Source organism: Ureibacillus acetophenoni, assembly GCF_900220965.1.
GTDB lineage: Bacteria > Bacillota > Bacilli > Bacillales_A > Planococcaceae > Ureibacillus > Ureibacillus acetophenoni.
Genome location: NZ_OBQC01000001.1, coordinates 324,719 through 347,448 on the forward strand (window position 1 = coordinate 324,719; position 22,730 = coordinate 347,448).

The 22,730-nt window shown below is 32.5% G+C and carries 21 protein-coding genes; 18 read left to right on the top strand and 3 right to left on the bottom strand.

From position 1 onward, the window contains the following. The first annotated feature begins 201 nt into the window (after window positions 1-201). The 6 genes from CRO45_RS01395 to CRO45_RS01420 all read left to right on the top strand — a co-directional run bounded on the left by CRO45_RS01395 (window position 202) and on the right by CRO45_RS01420 (window position 7,457). Window positions 202-1,779 (top strand): peptide chain release factor 3, encoded by a 1,578-nt coding sequence (locus tag CRO45_RS01395; protein ID WP_097147833.1) that lies wholly within the window; start codon window positions 202-204, stop codon window positions 1,777-1,779. Between the two features lie 177 nt (window positions 1,780-1,956). Next, window positions 1,957-3,045, top strand: coding sequence for an SDR family oxidoreductase (locus CRO45_RS01400; protein ID WP_097147834.1), 1,089 nt, complete (start codon window positions 1,957-1,959; stop codon window positions 3,043-3,045). Between the two features lie 428 nt (window positions 3,046-3,473). Further along, the gene (locus tag CRO45_RS01405) at window positions 3,474-4,826 is read left to right on the top strand and encodes a TrkH family potassium uptake protein (RefSeq protein WP_097147835.1); all 1,353 of its coding nucleotides are present in this window, start codon (window positions 3,474-3,476) and stop codon (window positions 4,824-4,826) included. A gap of 187 nt (window positions 4,827-5,013) precedes the next feature. Beyond that, the gene (locus tag CRO45_RS01410) at window positions 5,014-5,778 is read left to right on the top strand and encodes an N-acetylmuramoyl-L-alanine amidase family protein (protein WP_097147836.1); all 765 of its coding nucleotides are present in this window, start codon (window positions 5,014-5,016) and stop codon (window positions 5,776-5,778) included. Window positions 5,779-6,173: 395 nt separating this feature from the next. Continuing rightward, complete coding sequence (locus CRO45_RS01415; protein WP_097147837.1) at window positions 6,174-6,899, top strand: sensor histidine kinase; 726 nt, start codon at window positions 6,174-6,176, stop codon at window positions 6,897-6,899. Between the two features lie 111 nt (window positions 6,900-7,010). Then, window positions 7,011-7,457 (top strand): MarR family winged helix-turn-helix transcriptional regulator, encoded by a 447-nt coding sequence (locus CRO45_RS01420; RefSeq protein ID WP_097147838.1) that lies wholly within the window; start codon window positions 7,011-7,013, stop codon window positions 7,455-7,457. 231 nt (window positions 7,458-7,688) lie between these two features. Here CRO45_RS01420 and CRO45_RS01425 read toward each other — a convergent pair whose 3' ends face one another. The 3 genes from CRO45_RS01425 to CRO45_RS01435 all read right to left on the bottom strand — a co-directional run bounded on the left by CRO45_RS01425 (window position 7,689) and on the right by CRO45_RS01435 (window position 9,361). Next, window positions 7,689-8,348, bottom strand: a complete 660-nt coding sequence (locus CRO45_RS01425; protein WP_097147839.1) for a hypothetical protein — start codon at window positions 8,346-8,348, stop codon at window positions 7,689-7,691. A gap of 127 nt (window positions 8,349-8,475) precedes the next feature. After that, window positions 8,476-9,087: a CPBP family intramembrane glutamic endopeptidase gene (locus CRO45_RS01430; protein ID WP_097147840.1), complete on the bottom strand. Its 612-nt coding sequence runs from the start codon at window positions 9,085-9,087 to the stop codon at window positions 8,476-8,478. Between the two features lie 82 nt (window positions 9,088-9,169). Next, complete coding sequence (locus CRO45_RS01435) at window positions 9,170-9,361, bottom strand: YkvS family protein (protein WP_097147841.1); 192 nt, start codon at window positions 9,359-9,361, stop codon at window positions 9,170-9,172. A 127-nt stretch (window positions 9,362-9,488) separates the two neighbouring features. Here CRO45_RS01435 and CRO45_RS01440 point away from each other — a divergent pair, with 127 nt between their 5' ends. The 12 genes from CRO45_RS01440 to dapD all read left to right on the top strand — a co-directional run bounded on the left by CRO45_RS01440 (window position 9,489) and on the right by dapD (window position 22,727). Further along, a complete protein-coding gene (locus CRO45_RS01440; RefSeq protein ID WP_097147842.1) occupies window positions 9,489-9,677 on the top strand; it encodes a hypothetical protein in 189 nt (62 codons plus the stop codon). Between the two features lie 117 nt (window positions 9,678-9,794). Further along, window positions 9,795-9,968 carry an aspartyl-phosphate phosphatase Spo0E family protein gene (locus CRO45_RS01445; protein ID WP_268878109.1) on the top strand — a complete coding sequence of 58 codons (174 nt, stop codon included), beginning with the start codon at window positions 9,795-9,797 and terminating at the stop codon, window positions 9,966-9,968. A gap of 292 nt (window positions 9,969-10,260) precedes the next feature. Then, a complete protein-coding gene (locus CRO45_RS01450) occupies window positions 10,261-11,133 on the top strand; it encodes an NAD(P)-dependent oxidoreductase (protein ID WP_097147843.1) in 873 nt (290 codons plus the stop codon). Window positions 11,134-11,204: 71 nt separating this feature from the next. Next, complete coding sequence (locus tag CRO45_RS01455; RefSeq protein ID WP_097147844.1) at window positions 11,205-12,527, top strand: MFS transporter; 1,323 nt, start codon at window positions 11,205-11,207, stop codon at window positions 12,525-12,527. Window positions 12,528-12,593: 66 nt separating this feature from the next. Then, window positions 12,594-13,496: a chemotaxis protein gene (locus CRO45_RS01460; protein ID WP_170949378.1), complete on the top strand. Its 903-nt coding sequence runs from the start codon at window positions 12,594-12,596 to the stop codon at window positions 13,494-13,496. A 406-nt stretch (window positions 13,497-13,902) separates the two neighbouring features. Continuing rightward, window positions 13,903-15,450, top strand: coding sequence for a Ppx/GppA family phosphatase (locus tag CRO45_RS01465; RefSeq protein ID WP_097147845.1), 1,548 nt, complete (start codon window positions 13,903-13,905; stop codon window positions 15,448-15,450). Between the two features lie 86 nt (window positions 15,451-15,536). Continuing rightward, entirely contained in the window at window positions 15,537-17,630 is a 2,094-nt protein-coding gene (locus tag CRO45_RS01470) for an RNA degradosome polyphosphate kinase (RefSeq protein ID WP_097148091.1), read from the top strand. A 95-nt stretch (window positions 17,631-17,725) separates the two neighbouring features. Then, window positions 17,726-19,768, top strand: a complete 2,043-nt coding sequence (locus CRO45_RS01475; RefSeq protein WP_097147846.1) for a sensor domain-containing protein — start codon at window positions 17,726-17,728, stop codon at window positions 19,766-19,768. Between the two features lie 194 nt (window positions 19,769-19,962). After that, window positions 19,963-20,139: a short-chain dehydrogenase gene (locus tag CRO45_RS01480; protein ID WP_235864501.1), complete on the top strand. Its 177-nt coding sequence runs from the start codon at window positions 19,963-19,965 to the stop codon at window positions 20,137-20,139. Between the two features lie 218 nt (window positions 20,140-20,357). Next, window positions 20,358-20,798: a cyclic-di-AMP-binding protein CbpB gene (cbpB, locus tag CRO45_RS01485; RefSeq protein ID WP_097147848.1), complete on the top strand. Its 441-nt coding sequence runs from the start codon at window positions 20,358-20,360 to the stop codon at window positions 20,796-20,798. A gap of 223 nt (window positions 20,799-21,021) precedes the next feature. Then, a complete protein-coding gene (locus CRO45_RS01490; RefSeq protein ID WP_097147849.1) occupies window positions 21,022-21,903 on the top strand; it encodes a LysR family transcriptional regulator in 882 nt (293 codons plus the stop codon). Between the two features lie 107 nt (window positions 21,904-22,010). Continuing rightward, complete coding sequence (dapD, locus tag CRO45_RS01495) at window positions 22,011-22,727, top strand: 2,3,4,5-tetrahydropyridine-2,6-dicarboxylate N-acetyltransferase (protein WP_235864502.1); 717 nt, start codon at window positions 22,011-22,013, stop codon at window positions 22,725-22,727. Window positions 22,728-22,730: the final 3 nt, after the last annotated feature.

Genomic DNA, 22,730 nt, shown 5'->3' on the forward strand with positions numbered 1-22,730 from the left:
TAAACTGTACTCCTTTCTAATAAATTGACCGCACATTTTAATTACTATTATAAGGGGATTAACTTAAATTGAAATACATCATTTTCATGAACAGTTTGTAAAATTAAATATTAAATAATGTTGGACATTAGATAAAAAGGTTGTACGGAATAGTTATTTTCTTTTATTATAAGAAAGTAGAAAAAGGAGATACGAAAAAACATGACTTCAAAATTAGAGCAAGATATTTTATCACGTCGTACGTTTGCTATCATCTCCCACCCGGATGCTGGGAAAACGACGATTACAGAAAAATTATTATTATTTGGCGGCGCGATTCGTGACGCAGGTACCGTAAAGGGGAAGAAAACAGGGAAATTTGCAACGAGTGACTGGATGGAAATCGAAAAGCAACGTGGTATTTCTGTTACATCATCAGTTATGCAGTTCGATTATGACGGCTTCCGTGTAAATATTTTAGATACGCCAGGGCACCAAGACTTCTCAGAAGATACTTACCGTACATTAATGGCTGTTGATAGTGCGGTAATGGTAGTTGACGTTGCTAAAGGGATCGAAGCACAAACACTTAAATTATTTAAAGTTTGTCGTATGCGCGGTATACCGATCTTCACATTTATAAACAAATTAGACCGTCAAGGAAAAGAGCCCTTAGAAATTATTGAAGAGTTAGAAGAAGTTCTAGAAATCAATGCGTATCCAATGAACTGGCCAATTGGTATGGGTAAGGAATTCCTTGGTATTTATGATCGATATAACAATCGTATTGAGCAATTCCGTACAGACGAAGACCATCGTTATTTACCTATCGATGAAAATGGTGAATTAGCTATTGACCATCCAATGAAAGAAACTTCTTATTACACTCAAGCAATGGATGACATCGTATTACTAAATGAGGCAGGGAATGAATTTTCTGAAGAAAAAATTCGTCGTGGGGAGTTAACGCCAGTATTCTTTGGATCTGCACTAACAAACTTCGGGGTTCAAACTTTCTTAGAAACTTACTTAAAATTTGCTCCTACACCTCAACCAAGACTTACGGAAGATGAACAATATATTGAACCAGTAGAACATGATGATTTTTCTGGATTCATCTTTAAAATACAAGCTAACATGAACCCAGCTCACCGAGACCGTATTGCTTTTGTACGGATTGTTTCGGGTAAATTCGAGCGAGGTATGAATATGACTTTAACCCGAACTGGAAAGTCGTTTAAAGTGACACAATCTACTCAATTTTTAGCTGATGATCGTGAAACTGTAAATGAAGCTGTAGCTGGAGATATTATTGGATTATATGATACTGGAACATATCAAATCGGTGACACAGTTGTTGGAGGTAAAAAATCTTTCCAATTTGAAAAATTACCTCAATTTACGCCTGAACTATTTGTACGTGTTACTGCTAAAAACGTTATGAAACAAAAGCAATTCCATAAAGGGATTTTACAATTAGTTCAAGAAGGGGCAATCCAATACTATAAAACCCTTCACACAGAAGAAGTAATTCTTGGTGCCGTTGGTCAATTACAATTTGAAGTATTCGAACATCGTATGAAAAATGAATACAATGTTGAAGTTCAAATGCAACCGATTGGTTCTAAAATTGCTCGCTGGATTGAAAACGAAGATGCTGTAAAAGAATCAATGTCTTCAAGTCGTTCGATGTTAGTGAAAGACCGATACGATAACTTAGTATTCTTATTTGAAAATGAATTTGCAATGCGCTGGTTCTCTGAAAAAAATGAGAACATAAAATTATATAGTCTATTATAAGATTCAGGCTGTTCAGAACTAAATGTTATGAGCAGCCTTTATATTTCACTCAACTTTCTACACATACCCCAATTGAAACTTTTATCATAATTTAACGTTTAATGAAACATAAGCTAGTTGTGAATCGTATAATCATTCAAATAAAGGTTAACGTTTATATAAAAGGTGGGGTGAGTTATGGGGGTTCACTTATTTACAGGTTTTCCTGGTTTTATTTCTAGTCAATTAGTACGAGAGCTATTTAGAAAAAACTATGCTGACCATATATATACAATTGTCTTACCGACAGAAATTCAAAAAGCTCAAGATGAAAGTATGAAGATTATGGATGCATTTCCAGGGAGAAAGATTACAATTGTTGAAGGTGATATTACCTTACCCCAGCTAGGAATCGTACAAGAATCGCTTTCGGAATTTCAGGAACAAATCGAAGTTGTTTGGCATTTAGCTGCCATCTATGATTTAGCTGTTCCTAAAGAAATCGCTTGGAAAGTCAATGTGGATGGAACGAGAAATGTAAATGATTTTGTACAAAAATTACCGAATTTAGCTCGTTACATGTATTTTAGTACCGCATATGTTGCTGGGAAAAGGGAAGGAATCCTCTTAGAGAGTGAGCTTATTCGTCCTAAAGATGGTTTTAAAAACTATTACGAAGAAACGAAGTTTGAAGCCGAGCTTATAGTTGAAGATTTAAAAACTAAAATACCAACTACAATCATTCGACCTGGGATTGTAAGAGGAAATTCACTAACAGGAGAAACGAAAAAGTTTGACGGGCCATATTTCTTTCTAAATATGATCGATAAAATTAAGTTTATGCCAAACATTCCTTATGTTGGGCATTCAAAGGCTTTTATTAACGTTGTACCAATTGATTATGTAATTGAGGCTAGTGCATTTTTAAGTCAAGAGCCCGAAGCTGTAGGGAAAACCCTACATCTAACAGACCCACATCCACATCCTGTTTTAGAAGTTTACCGGATGATGGTAAAACTAATGACTAATAAGTTTCCTAAAGGGAGATTACCCCTTAGTTTAACTAGATCATGTTTACAAATTAAATACGTTCGTCAAAAGTTAGGAGTCGAAATTGAAACATTAGATTATTTAACTTGGAAAGGGCATTTTAATTGTAAAGAGGCAGAACGACTTTTAGCTAAAGGAAAAATTAAGTGTGCAGATTTCATAGAATCGATGCCGACAATGGTGAAATATTACAATAAACATAAACATAAAAAAGAGTACCATATTGAAATCAAATGACTTGCAATTCGTACTGGTCACCATATGATTTTAACTGAATAACCATTGTCACTTATTTAAAAGGGGAGTAGCTATAATTATTTATAATACTTACTTCACATTCGTCATTACATGATCATTATATCATCGGGTGTGTAACACAACCTTTTCGAAAATTAATGGTATTCGAAAAGGTGAATTTGCTTAGCAAGACCTTTCGCAATTTATAGGCAGAGGTCTTTTCTTTTGTCTATAAGTGGTATTCAACTGAAAAATTTACATATTGAAACACATGAAAATTGGGCATACAAAACCTACAGAACAAGAATTGTTAAGAACTATTTGTTAAAATAAATTGGAACAGTTTTTGTTATGCTGTTCCTTTTTTCATACTATAAATTTTGAATTTGTAATAATTACCATTATTGAATAAAAAAGAAGGCGACAAAATGGCTCAACCAAAAAAGAAACGGGAATACATTATTACACCCTTTCAATTAATTGTAACTTATTACTTTATAGCAATTGCTATATCTTTTTTGTTATTACGTATACCTGCAGTTTATAAAGAAGGAATAGAGGTTTCTTATATAGATACTCTCTTTACAGCCATTAGTGCTATAAGTGTTACAGGACTAAGCGTTTTTAATATTGTCGATGTTTTTACACCATTTGGAATAATTATCTTTCTTTTTATTATTCAAATTGGTGCTATTGGAATAATGTCCATTGGTACTTTTATTTGGATATTGTTCGGTAGAAAAATAGGTATGCGTGGTCGTCAATTAATCATGATTGACTATAACCAATATAATTTATCAGGTGTTGTTCATTTATTAAAAGAAATTGTTAAAATTTTATTTGTTATTGAGTTCATTGGAGCTTTGATTCTTTCTGTTCATTTTCTACGTTATTATGATAGTTTTGGAGAAGCTTTAAAACATGGAATTTTCACTTCTATTTCGGCTACTACAAATGCAGGTTTTACACTAACTAATAACAGTTTACAGCCTTTTAATGGAGATTATTTTGTGCAATTTGTGATCATGGTACTTATCGTTTTAGGTGCAATTGGTTTTCCTGTGTTAGTTGAAACAAAGAAATATTTATCTCGTAAAGATCCTACCTTCCGATTTAGCTTATTTACAAAAATTACAACTGCGACATATGGAATTCTTTTATTTGTAGGTGCTGTAGTAATTTATCTTGTTGAATCGTTTCAATCTTTTCGGGGTATGCCTTGGCATGAAAAAATATTTACTTCCGTTTTTCATTCTATATCAGCTCGTTCTGGAGGACTAACAACACTTGACATATCGACTTTTAATGAAGCGACTGATATATTTTTAAGTTTGTTAATGTTTATTGGGGCTTCACCTAGTTCTGTAGGTGGAGGAATAAGAACAACTACATTTGCAGTAGCTATACTTTTTTTAATTAACTTTGCGAATGGACGGCATGAAATCCAAGTATTTGGTCGAGAAATACATTTAACAGATGTGTATCGCTCATTCGTGGTTATTATATTAGCAGCATTTATGGTCTTGTTTGCTACAATGTTTCTTTTGATCACTGAACCGTATGCTTCGGTTAATCAAGTAATTTTCGAAATTACTTCAGCCTTTGGAACTTGTGGCTTGAGTCTAGGAATTACTGAAAATTTATCAACAGCTGGAAAAATCATTATTATGATATTAATGTTTATAGGGCGTGTAGGTCTCATATCATTTCTATACTCTTTAGGTGGTAAGGAAAATAAAGCACATTACCGTTATCCGAAGGAAAGAGTTATAATTGGATAAAAATGTAAAGTATAAGAGGTTAAATGATTTTAAACAATCATTTAACCTCTTTTTTTAGGTATATTATATGGAATTCATAACTTTATTTAGGTATATACTCCTTTTTCTAACTATTATTGTCTCATTTTAGGTCATATTTACTTATCTTAATAATAGAAGAACATAACATATACCAAGGGTGATATTAATGATAAAAGTGGGTTATGATGCCGGACATGGTGGCTTTGGCGTAACACCAGGGAAAAGATCGCCAGATGGAGAATATGAATGGGATTTTAACAATAAAGTTGCAAAAGCATTTGCTAAGGAATTAGCCCTTTATAAAGGAGTAACGGCTAAGCGATTCGATGATCCATCTGGTGAACGGGATGTTCCTTTACAAGAGAGAACCGATGAAGCCAATTCTTGGGGAGCAAATTATTATATATCTTTTCACCATAATGCGAATACTTCAAGCTGGGGGACTTGGTCTGGGGTAGAGACTTACGTATATGTAGGAAACAAGTCAACTATAAGCGGGAGATTAGCGCAAGCTATACATCCTTCAGTAGTAAGAGCATACGGTTTAAGAGATAGGGGAATTAAAGAAGCTGACTTTCATATATTACGAGAAACTAACATGCCTGCCATTTTAATAGAGGGTGGCTTTATGGACTCGACGATTGATATAAAAAAACTTCGTGATGATCGTGTTTTAGAAAATGCGGGAAAAATAATAGCACAAAGTTTTGCAAATTTTGTAGGTTTGAAAAGAATTACATTTGGGAATAAGGAGGAAGAAGAAATGGCCCAATTTTTAAATAAAACTGGACGTGCTGAGGCGAAGGAAATGATACAGCGTGGAGTTGAAGAAAAGTTGTTTCACGACAAACACGAAAATGTCGACGAATACGACGATATTCAATTATTGAGTTTCGCTTTGGCTTATGTGAATAGGAAATTAAAAAGTTAAGTTTTATTTATCATTAACTATACAAATTTTTCGAATGGTTGGCCTAAAATTCGCCAACCATTTATTTTCAGAATTATTAGAAAACCATCTAATTGACAATAAATTCTTGTTTTTATAAAATTTATATGATGTTATATTAATATGTAATTCTTTTTTCTTACTAATTCGATTTTTAACTATATAGTAATTTAGTATAATCTTTGATTTTTTTGCGAAAAAAAGTTGACTATTGGTGAAACATAAAAATAAATAGAACAGATAATCTGTAACAATTAGTTAAAAATTTACAAATTATTATTAGAATATGTCATATTTGTCGGAGAAGATTAATAGATTTAGAATATGTAATAAATTTCAAAGATTAGAAGTACATACGGAAGGATGTGTTTCAAAAAATGGTGAAACTACAAGAAAAAACAGATCATCAAAATAATCTTCAGTTGATCGGTCAAATGGCAGCAACGATTGCTCACGAAATCCGGAATCCAATGACTTCAATTAATGGCTTTATTGAACTACTTAAAATGAATTCTACAGAAGAAAATAAGAAATATTTAAGTATTATGAAATCTGAATTAGATAGAATGGAGCAAATCCTCTCCGAAATTTTACACTTATCAAAACCAGTTGAAAGAAAATACGAACTAATATCTGTAGCTAATATAGCAAATGAAATAAAAGAAATTATGACACCACTTGCTGATTTCCATAAAATAAAAATAGTATTAAATATAAAAAATCATTCACATTCAAATATATTAGGAAATTCAACTCGCATAAAACAAATGCTCATGAATCTTGTGAAAAATGCAATAGAAGAAATGGACATGGGTGGTACTATTACAATCACATTAAAAAATGTGAAAAATAAAGTCCAAATTACTATATGTGATGAGGGTAGAGGAATTGCAAAAGAGGATATTCCTAATTTGTTTCAGCCTTTTTATACGACGAAGGCTGAGGGGACAGGCCTTGGGTTACAAATAGTTAAATCAGTAGTGGAAGAACATGAAGGAAACATCTATGTGAAAAGTATTGAGAACGTTGGAACGTCCTTTGTGATCGAACTACCACTTACTAGTGAATCCTATCAGCCGTCATATAAAATATTAATTAAATAGATATTTGGCAATCGTGATTGAAATATGCCCCATAAAATGGGATAGATCGTTTTGACAAATGTCATCATTTGCCGATATAATATTTTTATTAGGAAAAAAGGATGATTTGTCATGGCTTCAGAAGAAATTAAACAATCACTAAAACTTTATATCGTATTATCACGTGCAAATAAGGCAATTAATGAAGTGACAAATCAATTTTTTCAACAAAATAGTTTAAATCCTACTGAATTTGCTGTGCTCGAATTGCTTTATCATAAAGGAAGACAGCCACTTCAACAAATAGGAAATAAAATACTTCTTGCAAGTGGTTCCATTACCTATGTAATTGATAAACTTGAGAAAAGGGGCTTTTTAGCAAGAGTATCATGTCCAACAGATCGTCGTGTAACTTATGCGGACATCACTAAAGAAGGTTCTGAATTTATGGACCAACTTTTTCCTGAGCACGAACAACACTTACATGAATTGTTAAGTGCGTTGACAGCTGAAGAAAAAGATGTGGCTATTAACTTGTTGAAAAAATTAGGTTTATCCATTAAAGACTTGTCTTATTAATATTTGTGGTAAACAGGAATTGATATTTACATTAAATATCGATGTAGATTAAAATTAAAAGCTTAGGTTTATAACTTCAAATTTTTTTGGTCTGTCTAGAAACTTTACCTTCTAGACAGACCATTATTTTTTTACATAATAAAGTGCCTTAAATCAATATTAATGATTTAAGGCACTAATTCGTTATTTACGTGTAGTTAACCAAGCTGTGTAATACATAAAGTTAACTAATTAGCTCTTTGAAATTGTTAGACCCATTTTTATCATTGCTTCTGTTAAATCTACATTTGGATCATCAAAAATTGTTAATCGAACAAGTTGGTTCGCTTTTTCAAAAACAACTGCTGTAACAATTTCATCGACTAAATCAACTTTATATGCAGCGTAATTCGTAATATCTGAGTGATTTGCGATATAAGATTGAATGTCAAAATTAGTTGGATGGACTGTTTCATCTACAGCGTTCATCATCTCTTCAGTATTAGCTATTAAATTTTCATATGTTTGGTCATTAACTGACATTGTTTCAATACGCATAGAAATTGAGCCGTTTTCTGTTAGATAAAGCATATCTTTTCCAGGTTCTTCAGCTGTTAAAGTGAAACTTGGTAAAATTTCAATTGAGTATTGTTGCTCATCGCTGTTTACAGCTGTAGTCTCTTCTTGTTTTTGTTCACCATTTGTTGTATATGTGATTGTTTTAGATTCTTTTTCTGTTACATCATCTGATTCTGTAGGTTGTTCATCTTTTTCTGTGTTGTCATTACTTGCGTTATTGCCTTCTGTAGTAGAAGTCTCATCTGTTGTATCCTGATCTTTTGCAGTATTACATCCGACTAGCATTAGTAAAGCAATACATAGTATGGCAAGAAATTTAATTTGTTTTGTCATGTTGATTTCCTCCTCTTAAGAATTAAACGTTTCTATACGATGAAAGTTTCACCGAATTAGTTAGCAGTTGGAAATATGCTTTGAATCTGTAAAAGTACCCAGGGATTCCTTTCCTATGAGATCCTTATTAGATAAGAGGAATAAGTAAAAACAGAAGTAGTATATAAACTTCATGAACTACGATGTTTAATGGAATACTCTTTTTCCATTCGTAAATAGCTCCCAAACATAATCCTGAAATGAATACTAATAAACCGAATGAAAAGTATCCATTTATAAGAAAAGGACCAGCGTATAGTATACTCGAAAGTACAACAGCTATAAAAGAAGAGGTCCAATTAATGAGCGTTTGTTGAACATACCCTCTCCAAAATAGTTCTTCACCAACTACGATAATAAAAATTAATAGGACATAATGCCAAATATTACTTGGTCCAAACTCTGTAATATACTTTGATAGAGATTTTGTAAAATTATTTCCTACTAAATTAAAAATGATATATGAAAGACGTATTAATCCGTATAAAATAACTCCATATCCAATTCCGTATAATAAACATCTCCAAATTGAAAGTTCGTCCTCTTGATGAGATGTTAAAATGGAAATGGCTATCCCGATTAAAATGAGAAACGGATATAAGTACCAAAATATATCAGATTCTTTAAACAAGTAAGAGAAAACCGCATAGAAGAAAATGAGTGAGCCTAGGAGTAAAATGATTTTCTTAGATGTTTTCAAGCGTTATTACCTCCTCGTACTTATACTAACACAAAAAAAGACTTCCCAATCATCATTTCACGATGCAGAGGGAAATCAATTATTAAAAAACATCTGAATTTAAAATTTTATATTTCTTATGATTTACTACTGTTTTTTCTTCTATTTCAAGGTCATGAAAGTTTTCCATAATCGTTAAATCTACGATAACGGAATTTTCGTTTACTTTTTCAACAATTCCTTGTAAACGACCGTCTTTAAATTCTATAATATTTCCTACTTCAGCTATTTTCATAACAGCAGCAGCTCCTTCATGGGATAATATTAAAGAATTTAGCATTAAAATTACTAAAATGTAAAGAGTTTTTTAGATAATTAAGAGATAATAACTAATTCAATTAGTGAAAGAAAGGTGTTTTTATATGGAAAAGTATAAAAATATGATTGAACAATTAAAAAAAGGGGAAATAAATAGTATAGAAGTTCCAAAGGAAGAATTTTTATATTTTAGGGAAATCCTGGTAAAAGATGAGATGTTTAAACATTTTCAAGGTGAAGGAAAACAAGGTGGAAATGTTGTCTATACATTTTTAGAAACTCCACGAGCCTAATCGGCATGAAACTTTTGATTGTGTAAAACATCTATTATTATGTATTTTGAATCCTACGAATGGTGACAATAGACATTAGACGCCATGTTTCAGGTATAATTTCATAGGAGGGATTTTGTGAAAAGAGATACATTAAAAAAACTCGAAATGAAGCGAAGGTTAATGATTCAGTCAGGAATCGAGAATGGTTTACAAAATCCGAAGACAATTCGTTTAAGTCGTGAATTAGATCGAATTATGAATGAATATGAGATTGAATTAAGCATTTTTAATAAAAGTTCAATTAGTTAAATAAATTTAAAAAAAATTTATGAAATTTATGTTTAATAATTTTATTTTTGGCTATATTATTATTGAACACAGCAACATTCTCATTTCCCCCTTTAAGAGTTGAAAACATTTGGTTTTCAGCTCTCTTTTTTTGTTTAAAATTACAAAGTTAAATTTAAAGGACCAACTCTTTGAGTGGTCCTTTGTAAATTTGTAGTAATAATTTTTTGAAAATCATAACACCATTCCTATTATTTGTTAAAATACAAGAAAGTAATTATAATTTTTTGAATTCTATTTTGGGGTGAATCGTATGTTACAAAAAGAAAAAATCGCATTTATTGGTACGGGGGTAATGGGCAAGAGCATTGTAAAACATTTACTTGCTGCAAATTACGAGGTAACCGTATATACGAGAACTAAAGAAAAAGCACAATCATTAATTGATCAAGGAGCAAATTGGGCAGAAACACCAGCCAAAGCGTCTAAACAAAAGGACATAATTTTTACAATGGTTGGTTTTCCACAAGATGTTGAAGAAGTTTACTTTAGCGAAAATGGCATACTGGAAAGTGCAAAACAGGGAGCAATTGTCGTTGATATGACTACTTCACAACCAACATTAGCTAAGAAAGTTTACGAGCTAGCAAAGGAAAAGGGAATTTCCTCGTTAGATGCCCCTGTATCTGGAGGTGATATTGGTGCCCAGAACGGAACACTTTCAATCATGGTTGGGGGAGATCAAGAAGCTTTCGATCGATTACTTCCTGTTTTTGAAAAGTTTGGTTCGAACATAGTTTACCAAGGAGAAGCTGGTAGCGGACAACATACTAAAATGTGTAATCAGCTATTAATCGCAACAAATATGATTGGTGTTTGTGAATCGATTGCCTATGGATTGAAAGCTGGACTTGATTTGGACAAGGTGATGCAATCTATATCAACGGGTGCAGCAGGTTCATGGTCGTTATCTAATTTAGGACCAAAAATGCTTAATGGAAACTATAATCCTGGATTTTATATAAAGCATTTTATAAAAGATATGAAAATAGCCATTGATGAAGCTGAGGCAATGGGTCTCGAATTACCTGGAGTAAAACTATCAAAGGAAATTTACAACACTTTGTTAGAGCGAGGGTATGGAGACAATGGGACACAAGCACTCATTAAATATTATATAGACTAAAAACATACAACTAAAATTGCATAGGATACTCATAGAATGTAAGTAAGTCAGATTTGCGAGGAGCGAATACAATGGGGAAATCTTTTAACAAAGCTGTACCAGGGGAACGTAGTCAGTTAGCTTTGTACATGTCTCTACCGATATTGTCTTGGGCGTTTTATGATTTTGCAAATACTATTTTCTCGTCAAACATTACAACGGTATTTTTTCCATTTTATACAAACGAAGTGCTCGGAACAAATGAAGTGATGCAGCAAGTGGCAAGTACTTTTATTTCGTATGCTAATGCTATAGCAAGTTTCTTTATCGTGTTATTTTCTCCCCTTTTTGGAGTTTGGATTGACCAAACAGGTTATAAGAAAAAGTTCATTGTATGGTTTACTTCTTGTTCGATTTTCTTCACATTCTTAATGGGAATTCTAGCAGAAATCGATAATACTATTTTAGTAGGTGGCATTCCACTCGGTTTCCTACTTGTAGTAATTAGTTTTGTTATTGCAAAGTTTTTCTATAACTCGAGTTTAGTATTTTATGATTCTATGATGGGTGATCTTGGTACTAAAAAAGAGATGCCGCTTATTTCTGGCTTTGGAGTAGCACTAGGCTATTTAGGTACAATCGTTGGGTTATTAGTTTATTTGCTTGTTTCTGATGGTGGGTACCACCGTGCATTTATTCCGACTGCAGTATTGTTTTTACTATTCTCTTTACCACTGTTTTTTGTGAATAAAGATACTCCTATTCCTAAAAATGAGAGGAAACGAATTGGATTTTTAGAAGGGTATAAAGAAATCTTCAAGACATTTAAAGAAATGAAAACATATAAGTCCATTTTCGTTTTTATGATTGCGTATTTCTTTTTAAACGACGCAATTGCGACGACTATTGCAATGATGACTGTGTATGCAACGGCAATTGTTGGTTTTACATCCGGTGAATTTATCATTTTGTATTTAGTAAGTACGGTTGCATCTATTATCGGCGCCTTTATCTTTGGACACATTGCAAAAGCAATTGGTGCTAGAAAATCAGTTTCACTAGTTGCAATAATAATGATTATCGCCCTATTTATAGGAGTTTTTGCAAATGCTAAGTGGATGTTCTGGTTTGCTGGTAGTATGTTTGGTATCTCTTTAGGGTCTATGTGGGTAACTTCAAGAACGTTAATTGTTGAAATGACACCAGATGATAAAAGAGGGCAATTCTTTGGTTTATTTGCTTTTTCCGGTAAAGTGTCTGCTATCGTTGGACCGGCAATTTACGGGACAATTACGCTAATGCTTGCAGAGTATGGGGCCCTTGCAAGTCGTATTGCTTTTGGTTCCTTAATAATTATGACAATTATTGGTCTAATTATTCACTTACAAGTCAAAGCAACTGAAAATAGCTTATAGGATAAAAGTCTTGGCTATGTTACAATCAGTATAAATTGTTGTGATTTGGAAAGGGGTAACACCATTTTGGAACCAAAAGGAATTTTACTAGAGAGCGGAACAAATGAATTAGAAATTGTTGAATTCCATGTTGCAAATAATAATTTCGGCATTAACGTCATAAAAGTTAAAGAAATTATTCAGCCAATACCTGTTACATTTATACCCCATGCACACCCTCATGTTGAAGGTGTCATACAGCTTCGTGGAGAAGTATTACCAGTAGTTGATATGTTGAAGGTATTAGGAATTCAAAATGCTACTTTTAGTGCTGAGCAAAAATATATTGTAGCAGAGTTTAATAAACAAAAAGTTGTCTTTCATGTAGATAATGTTACCCAAATACATCGTATTTCTTGGGAAGACATTGAAAGACCATCAGACATGTATCAAGGTGGCTCTTCCCAAGTTATTGGTGTCATTAAACAAAATGATAAAATGATATTAATGTTAGACTTTGAAAAAATTATGGTAAATATAAATCCTAATTCTGGAATTAATGTTGATTCTGTTAAAAAATTAGGTAAGCGGGAAAGATCTGAAAAACGCATTATTATTGCGGAAGATTCACCGTTATTAAGAAAATTATTAAATGATACGTTCAATGAGGCAGGCTATTCAAATCTAGAGTTCTTCGAAAATGGTAAGGATGCTTATAATTATTTAGAGTCTATTGCACAATCAGGCACTGATGTAAGTAAGGTTGTCCAATTAGTTGTTACTGATATTGAAATGCCCCAGATGGATGGACATCACTTAACGAAGAAAATAAAATCAAATACCAACTTACAAAAACTTCCTGTAATTATTTTCTCAAGTTTAATTACAGATGACTTAAGACATAAAGGTGAAGAAGTTGGTGCTGAAGGTCAAATAAGTAAGCCTGAAATTGCAGAGCTAATTCTAAAAGTAGATGAGTTTATATTATAATTCGTAAAAACATACAATTAGGTATCCGACAAAACTTTAAGCCTTACTCTATAAATGTAGAGGTAGTAGATTTACTAAAATAGTCAAATCTTTAAATACAAACGAATCCTAAAATAGTATCTGTGCAGTCTACATTCTATGGACCTGAACTATCCATCAATGTGAATTTAAGTATCATTGAGGTAAGTTTCACTTAATATGGAAAGTTAAAGTCGGATCCCTTTTTAGGGCTTCCGACTTTTTCTTATTTACTCGTTTAAATAGGGAGGCATTGCACTATTCTATACAGTAAAGTGTAACATCAATTGTGGTATGCGTAGAGGGAGTTTCGATGTTCAAATTATTAAAGTGCCCTTCACCCTGATTGATTTGAACTTATTCTAGTATGAAAAGAGATGTGGAGAGTATGAGAAGGCTTAAAACAGCAATCATCGATATTGGTTCTAATACAATTCGACTTGTACTTTATAAATATGAAAAAAATGAAGGGCTCCGTGAATTTGGAAATATAAAAGCTGTAGCGAGATTGCGAAATTACATAGAATCGGATGGCGAAATGTCCGAAGACGGAATCCAGTTATTAGCAAATACGTTAAATTCCTTTAGGATGATTATAGAGGATTATGAAGTAACAGATATTAAGGCAGTTGCTACAGCAGCCATTCGACAAGCTAAGAACAAAAACAAAATTATTGCAAGAATGAAAAAGGAAACGGGAATAACAATCGAACTTTTAACTGAAGAGGAAGAAGCTTATTTTGGCTTTTTAGCAGTCTCCCATTCAATGGATACACCTTCAGCAGTTACAGTTGATATCGGTGGAGGTTCAACTGAAATTACATTATTTACAGATAAGAAGCTACAAAAGTCATATAGTTTTCCATTTGGAACTGTCTCGCTAAAACAAAATTTTGTAAAAGGCGAATTATTAGATGAAACGGAAAGAAAACTACTCCGCGAGTTTATAAAAAAACAATTTCAAAGTATACCATGGATACAAAATGTGTATTTTCCAGTGATTGCCATAGGTGGAAGTGCCAGAAATGTTGCTCAAGTTCATCAACATCGTATTGATTATCCTATATCGGGTGTACATCATTATGAAATTATTAAAGAAGATTTGGAGCATTTAAATCAATATCTAGGGAAAATGACAATTGAGCAATTAAAACAATTAGATGGCCTCTCTTCAGACCGTGCAGATATTATCGGGTTAGCAATGGACGTTTTTATTGTCCTTATGGAAGTCGTAGGGTCTAGCAAGTTCCAAATAAGTAAAAAAGGATTACGGGAAGGTGTAATCATACATCGAGTATTGCAAGACAATCAGGATGCCTTTGATAAGTATAATGTGTTCGAGGAAAACTCAAATAAACTTGCCTTTGAGTACGGAAGAACAGAAGAAGAATCTAATACGCTACTTACATTGGCGGATCAGTTATATAATGAGGTCTGTAATTTAAACTTATTTGAATTTAATATTAACGATTATGTGCTAATTAGAAGAGCAGCGAAACTATATTCTATTGGGGAATATATCGAGCTTGATTCTGCAAGTCAACATACATTTTATATAATTGCCAACCAATCGTTGGAAGGTATGAATCATAAAGACCGTGTAAAATTAGCTTTACTTGCTTCCTATAAAAACCGTGATTATTTTAGACGTTTTGCAACACCATTTGACACGTGGATTTCTAAAGAAGAAATGAAAAACCTTCGGGATTTTGGTGCATTATTAAAATTTGTTTATGCTTTAAATATATCGAAAAGAAACATAGTAAAGAGGATTAAATTAGAGAAAAATGAAAACTTAATACATGCAATTATTACTACGAAGAAAAATGCAATTGCTGAAAAATATCAAGCTGAAAGGCAAAAAAAACATTTAGAACGACTTTTTAAAGTACCCGTAACGATTCACTTTACATTGGAAGGGATGGCTGACGAGTGAATACCGACCTCGAAAAAAGTTCAATTAAGAAGAATGATGACTTTCATGAAAGCGACACCGATAAAGGTGAGCAAATCTCCATAAATATGTTAGAAGAAATTGCAAAACCACAATATTACAATAATCGTGAACTAAGTTGGTTAGCTTTTAACGAACGTGTACTAGAAGAAGCTGAAGATAAGAATAACCCTTTGTTAGAAAGATTGAAATTTATAGCGATATTTAGTTCAAACTTAGATGAGTTTTTCATGGTACGTGTCGCAGGTTTACAGGACCAAGTTCGAGCAGACTTTCATAAACCTGAAAACAAAGCAGGTCTAACCCCTACGGAACAACTAAAGAAAATTGCTGAACGTACACAAACACTTGTTAGAAGGCAAATGGAGGAATTTCGTCATTTAATATTTGATTTATTACCTAAAGAAAACGTCTTTTTAAAGGAAATAAAATCATTAAACGATAAACAAAAAAGTTATATTGCAGAACTTTTTGAGGAAACAATTTTTCCCGTTTTAACACCAATGGCTGTAGATGCATACAGACCATTCCCAACATTATTAGGTAAAACGTTAAACTTACTAGTTATGCTTGAAGATAACGGGGCAAATAAGGAATTTAATGAGCGCGTTGCAATTGTACAAGTACCTTCAGTATTAGATCGATTTATCGAAATCCCTAGTGAAAATGATGAGAAAGTTTTTGTTCTTTTAGAAGATGTTATTACTAGCCATATCGATCAATTGTTTTATGGCTATAAAGTGAAGTCTACACAAGCTTTTCGTTTAACTAGAAATGCAGACTTAACGATCCATGAAGAAGGTGCACAAGACTTACTAGTTGAGATTGAAAAAGAACTTAAAAAGCGTAAATGGGGCGTCGGCAGTCGATTAGAAGTTAGAGACGGGGAAATGAACGATGAGGTTCTCGAATATTTACTAGAAGAATTTGAGATAGAAGAAACGGATGTTTATCGAATAGATGGACCTCTTGATTTAACATTTTTGTTTAGTTTCGTAAAGAAAATATCTGTAGGTCGTGAGCATTTAGTTTACGAAAGCTTTATCCCACAACATCCGAGAGATTTAGATTCTGATGAGGATATATTCGAGAAAGCATTAACGCAAGATATATTTTTCCACCATCCTTACGAATCCTTTGAACCGATAATAGATTTTGTAGCAGATGCATCGATTGATCCGAGTGTGTTAGCTATTAAGCAAACTTTATATCGGGTAAGTGGGAACTCTCCAATTATTCAAGCATTAAAGCAAGCAGCTGAAAATGGAAAACAAGTAACGGTATTAGTAGAGCTAAAGGCACGCTTTGATGAGGAAAATAACGTCCACTGGGCTAAAGAACTTGAACAAGCAGGTTGTCTTGTTATTTATGGAATGAATAATTTAAAGACACATTCAAAAATTACACTTGTAGTTCGCAGACGTCAAGGAAAAATAGAACGGTTTGTACACCTGGGAACAGGAAATTATAATGATGCTACTGCAAAAGCCTATACAGATATGGGGATAATTACATCTGATAAGGAATTTGGTATTGATGCAACAAACTTCTTTAATTATTTAAGTGGATATACAGAAAAGCCTAAATTTAACCATATTGTTGTATCGCCCTTCGATATTCGAGATGAATTTATTCGATTAATCGATGAAGAAATTGAGTGTCATAAAAAATATAAAAATGGCTATATCCGTGCAAAAATGAATTCCTTAACCGATAAAGATATTATAATGAAATTTTATGAGGCTTCGATTAATGGAGTGAAAATTGAATTACTAGTACGAGGTATTTGTTGTCTACGTCCTGGTATTCCAGGTATAAGTGAAAATATAACAGTATCAAGTATAGTTGGAAGATTTTTAGAACATACGAGAGTTTACTGGTTCCATCATAATGGAGAAAATAAAGTGTATTTATCTTCTGCTGATCTTATGACACGAAATATGGTAAAACGAGTAGAAATCTTGTTTCCTATCTATGCAAAAGAAACAAAAGAACGTGTCATGAGCATCTTACTTACTCAATTAGCTGACAATGTCAAAGCGAGAGTACAAAATCACACAGGAAAGTATCACTATAAAGATGGAAGAAATAGTGCAAATTCTATTAATAGTCAAGAGTTATTTATTGAAGAAGCAATGAGTAGAGTTATAGTCGAAGATTAAGATTAGTGTATAATGGTTTTATAGTAATTTTTTATAAAATCTGGGACTATTAGACATACAACAGCTTGCCATTCGCCTTTACTGGAGGAAAAATTATGTCACATATACAACAAGAACATGTTGAGCAAATTTTTAACCAATTCATTAATCTAAATCCATTCGATGCTATAGTCATTGTAACTGAAACGAATAATAAGCTATATGTTAAAACGACGAATGCAAAGGCTTTAACGTTGTTAGATAAGAAATCATTTACAAAAGGAATAACTGCTAAAGATTTCTTCAATAGCACAAATTGGGGAGAAATTGAAAGGTTATTTTCCAGTTCACAAAATGAAGTAAAGTTCTTTACCTTAACTGAAAATGCACAACTATGTGCACTTAGTGTCCAAAAGATAGAAATGGGTGAAGAACTTTACTATTCAATTATTATTAGACAGGTAAATGAATACAACAACGTAGAGTATGTAACTACTGAAAATGATATTGCAAAACATTTATTATTTGTTGAAAATTATATTGACCCAATCATTTCTATAGATTTAGATGGGAACATTTTATATACAAATAACGCTGCGTCAAAAAAACTATCATTAGAAAATTCATCACTGATCGGTACAAGTTTAGTTGATTTAATCGATGATGATTATAAAAAACAATTTAAAATCGTCTTTGACAATACATTAAAAGGTTTTCCAATGGCTATGCCTAAATTAGTTATTAATCATAGACAATTTAGCCAAGAACCATACAATATTAAAACCTTCCCTACATACTGGAATAACGAAGTAATTGGAATCCATATCATCTTAAAAGATATAAATGATTTCTTCTTAGCTGATGGCACACCGTTCCAATTACTTAGTTATCAAGATGAGCTAACAGGTTTATTTAACCGAAAAGCTTTAAACGAACATTGGAATGAAGAAATTAGCAAATTTACAGATGGACTAAATGTTGCCCTAATCGTTGCAGATTTAGATCGCTTTAAAAAATACAATGAATCATTAGGCAAAAGTTCTGCAGATTTATTAATAAAAATGGTTAGTAATCGATTAATGAAATTACGCAATGAGTTTTGTGAAATTTATCGATATAATGGAGACGAATTTGTTTTTATTCTCAAGTTTTTCTCAAGAGAAGAAATAGAATTGTTTGCAAATAAAGTTTTATTATCTTTTAAAGAACCATTTATTCTAGATGAACAAGAGTATTTCATTACGACTTCGATTGGTATTTCTATCAGTACATACGGTCATAATAATGATTTAGAAACTGTCTTACACCAAGCAGAGCAGGCTGTGTATTATGCAAAGAAAAATGGAAGGTATCATTATCGATTTTACCGAAGTGAAATGAGTCAAGCATTTCCAAATGAAGTTTTAATGGAGTCCCATTTAAAACGAGCAATTGAGTTTGATGAATTGTCGATTCATTTACAGCCACAAATCGATTTACGTACGAAGGAAATTGATAGTTTTGAAGCACTTATTCGTTGGAACAACCGTAAATTCGGTTATGTTCCGCCTTCGCAATTTATTCCACTTGCTGAAAGTTCAGGGCTAATTATTCAAATTGGTGACTGGGTATTAGAGCAAGTGTGTAAAAATCTACAGGAGTGGAATTCAAAAGGATATCGACCTGTAAGAATCGCAGTGAATATTTCACCTAAGCAGTTTAAAGAGGAAAAATTCGCTTTAAAGATTGAACAATTATTATCTAAATATGATATTGAACCGAGATATTTAGAGTTAGAAATAACTGAAAGCTCTATGGTCAATGTAAATGAAACCCATTCGATTTTAACTAAGTTAAAACAATTAGGTGTATTCGTATCGGTGGATGATTTTGGTACGGGCTATTCAAGTTTAAGTTACTTAAAAAAATACCCAATTGATATAATAAAAATCGATCAGTCATTTATTAAAGATATTTCTAAAGATGAGAAAAATGAAGCGATTATTAAAGCAATTATAACATTATCTCAAAATTTAGGGATGGATGTTGTAGCAGAAGGTGTAGAAGAAAAATTACAGGAACAATTTTTAAAACAACATAATTGTCAAAAAGGTCAAGGCTACTTATACAATAAGCCGCTTCCAGTTGACCAAATAATACAGGAATATTTATTAAAGTAATCCTAGTTTTATGATGAGTTTGCAAAAATGACGATAAGAACTCCCCGTTTTCATTATACTTTGATGTAGAATAAAACTACTCCCCAGTTGAATACTAAAAGTACTTCAATGTAAAGGAGAGTGATAAAAAAATGGGCGGATGGATTATCCCCTTGATTATAACCTGTGTTATAATCATTGGAGTTTCGTATTATATGACGGTAGGTGTAATGAAAAGAACTACCCAAAGAGCAACAGCCTCAGATACACCTATTGCTAAAAACGTCCGTGAAAATCCAATTATGATGAACCCAATTATCATTATGTATATTATATTTGGACTGTTTACGGGCATTATGATTTTTTATTATTGGTCGCAGTATGGGTATTAATATTATCACAATATAATAAATGTAAAACAGAACAGCAATGGAATTCGTTTTTAAATGAATTCTGTTGCTTTTTTTATATAATTAAAGAGAAAAAATGAAAACGTTTCCAATGTATACAATTAACCGCGGTTATTGTCATGGTCATAATTTGGTCATCTATGATATGATAATAATAGTAGTAGCTGTTCTGAAATGAACGCAAAAAGGGGTAATGGGAAATGATTTCTTTAAATAGTAAAGCTTTATTAGATACACCAATTAGTGATTTTGTAATACCTGCTGAAAAGGTTGCACATGTTCAGATTGGAAATAGTGCAGAACATGCACTGCTTGTTTTAACAAAGACGGGTTATTCTTCAATTCCAGTATTAGATACCAAGTACAGATTACATGGATTACTAGGAATGAAAATGATTACTGAAGCTATTCTAGGATTAGAACGAATAGAATACGATAAACTCCATAATATAAAAGTTGATGATGTAATGGAATCAGATATAGTTCATTTAAAAATTAATGATACTTTCCAAAGAGCATTAGATTTAGTTATTAACCATGCGTTTCTTTGTGTGGTGGATGAGGAAGGTACTTTTGCGGGTATTTTGACTAGACGTGTCATTTTAAAACAATTAAAAAAATATATTTATCAAGTAGATTAGTAGAAAGTTAGAAATAGGGGAAGTTTTTTTGCGTAAGGACAGATGACTTATTGTTACCAGTCGTAAAAAGTCTAAATAATGGCACGTATGAAGGGGTGTCTTGAAGTTAATGTCTTCTAGACACCCCTTTTTTCGTTTTTTTTAGCGTATACTATAATTACAAAATCGAAAAAATCAATATGTTAAATAATGTACATAACCTTTTTATAAAGGAGGAACATAAGTGACAACAACTGAAGCGGAAATTATTAAAATACTTGCTGAAGAAAAAAATATGAGAAAAGCAGCAGAGCGATTGTTTTTAACACAACCAGCCCTTTCCCAACGTTTACAATCGATTGAAAAAGACTGGGGTGCTAAGCTTTTTATACGATCACAAAAAGGGTTAACTCCTACACCTGCTGGAGAACTAATTATTCAATATGCGATTGAAACGATAGCGAAAAAAGAGGAAGTATTTGAAGCAATACAAGCAATGAATTCTAAAGTGCATGGAACATTAAAAATTGCATGTGCTTCGATAGTTGGTCATAACTGGTTACCAAAAGTATTAAAGGATTTCGTGACAAAATATCCAGATGCGAAAATCTCTTTAATTACTGGTTGGAGTTCTGAAATTGTAAAAGCTCTTTACGAAGGTGAAGCACATATTGGAATTGTGCGCGGACAAGCTGAATGGAAAGGAAAAAAAATACACTTATTTCAAGATATGATGTACTTAGTTGACAAAGAAATTACGAATATCGACGAAATTTTAACGACAGATCGACCATTCATTCAATTTAAAAGTGATTCAAACTACTATCAGGAAATACAACTTTGGTGGCAACGTCATTTTTCTTCTAACCCGCGTAGACAAATTATTGTTGACCAAATTGAGACTTGTAAACAAATGGCCATGAACGGAATTGGCTATGCAATATTGCCTTCCATTACTTTAAATGGAGAAGAAAATGTAAACAAAATCCCCCTTTCAACGAGTGAAAAAGATGTAGGCTTAACTCGTGATACTTGGCTTATAGGTTATGAGTCTTCATTTGAGTTAAGACAAGTTGATGCATTTGTTGATGTAGTTAAGGATCATGCAAGTACAATCTATAAATAACTACCATAAAATGAAAATAAATTGAATTTAATAGAAATTAATTCGTGCGTTTTTGGTGAAATTTTTGTACAATCGTAACATGTTTTATGATTGAGAGGGGAATATTAGTGAACCAAAAATTAAATGCACAGCAAATTATCGATTTTATTTCTAATGCAAAAAAAGTAACACCTGTAAAAGTATATGTGAAAGGTGATAAAGTAGCTGAATTATCCTATGGTGAGGATACAAAAGTTTTTGGTGAAGGTTCTCACGCAGTTGTATTTGGTGAATGGTCTACAATTGAAACAGCTTTAAAACAAAATGAAAGTCAAATAACAGACTATGTAGTTGAAAGTGACCGTAGAAATTCCGGTGTACCTTTACTTGACTTAAAATATCAAAATGCAAGAATTGAACCTGGTGCAATTATTCGTGACCAAGTAACGATTGGGGATCATGCAGTTATCATGATGGGTGCGATTATTAATATTGGTGCTGAAATCGGCGAAAAAACGATGATTGATATGGGCGCAGTGTTAGGTGGAAGAGCAATAGTAGGAAATAACTGTCATATCGGTGCTGGTACAGTTTTAGCTGGAGTCGTTGAACCACCTTCAGCACAACCGGTTATCATTGAAGATGATGTTGTAATTGGTGCGAATGCAGTAGTTTTAGAAGGGGTTCGCGTTGGTAAAGGCGCAGTAGTAGCTGCAGGCGCAGTTGTAATAAGTGATGTTGAGCCTTTTACAGTTGTCGGTGGTGTTCCAGCAAAAGTGATTAAGAAGATCGATGAAAAAACAAAATCAAAAACTGAAATTATTGACGCTCTTAGAAATATTTAAGAA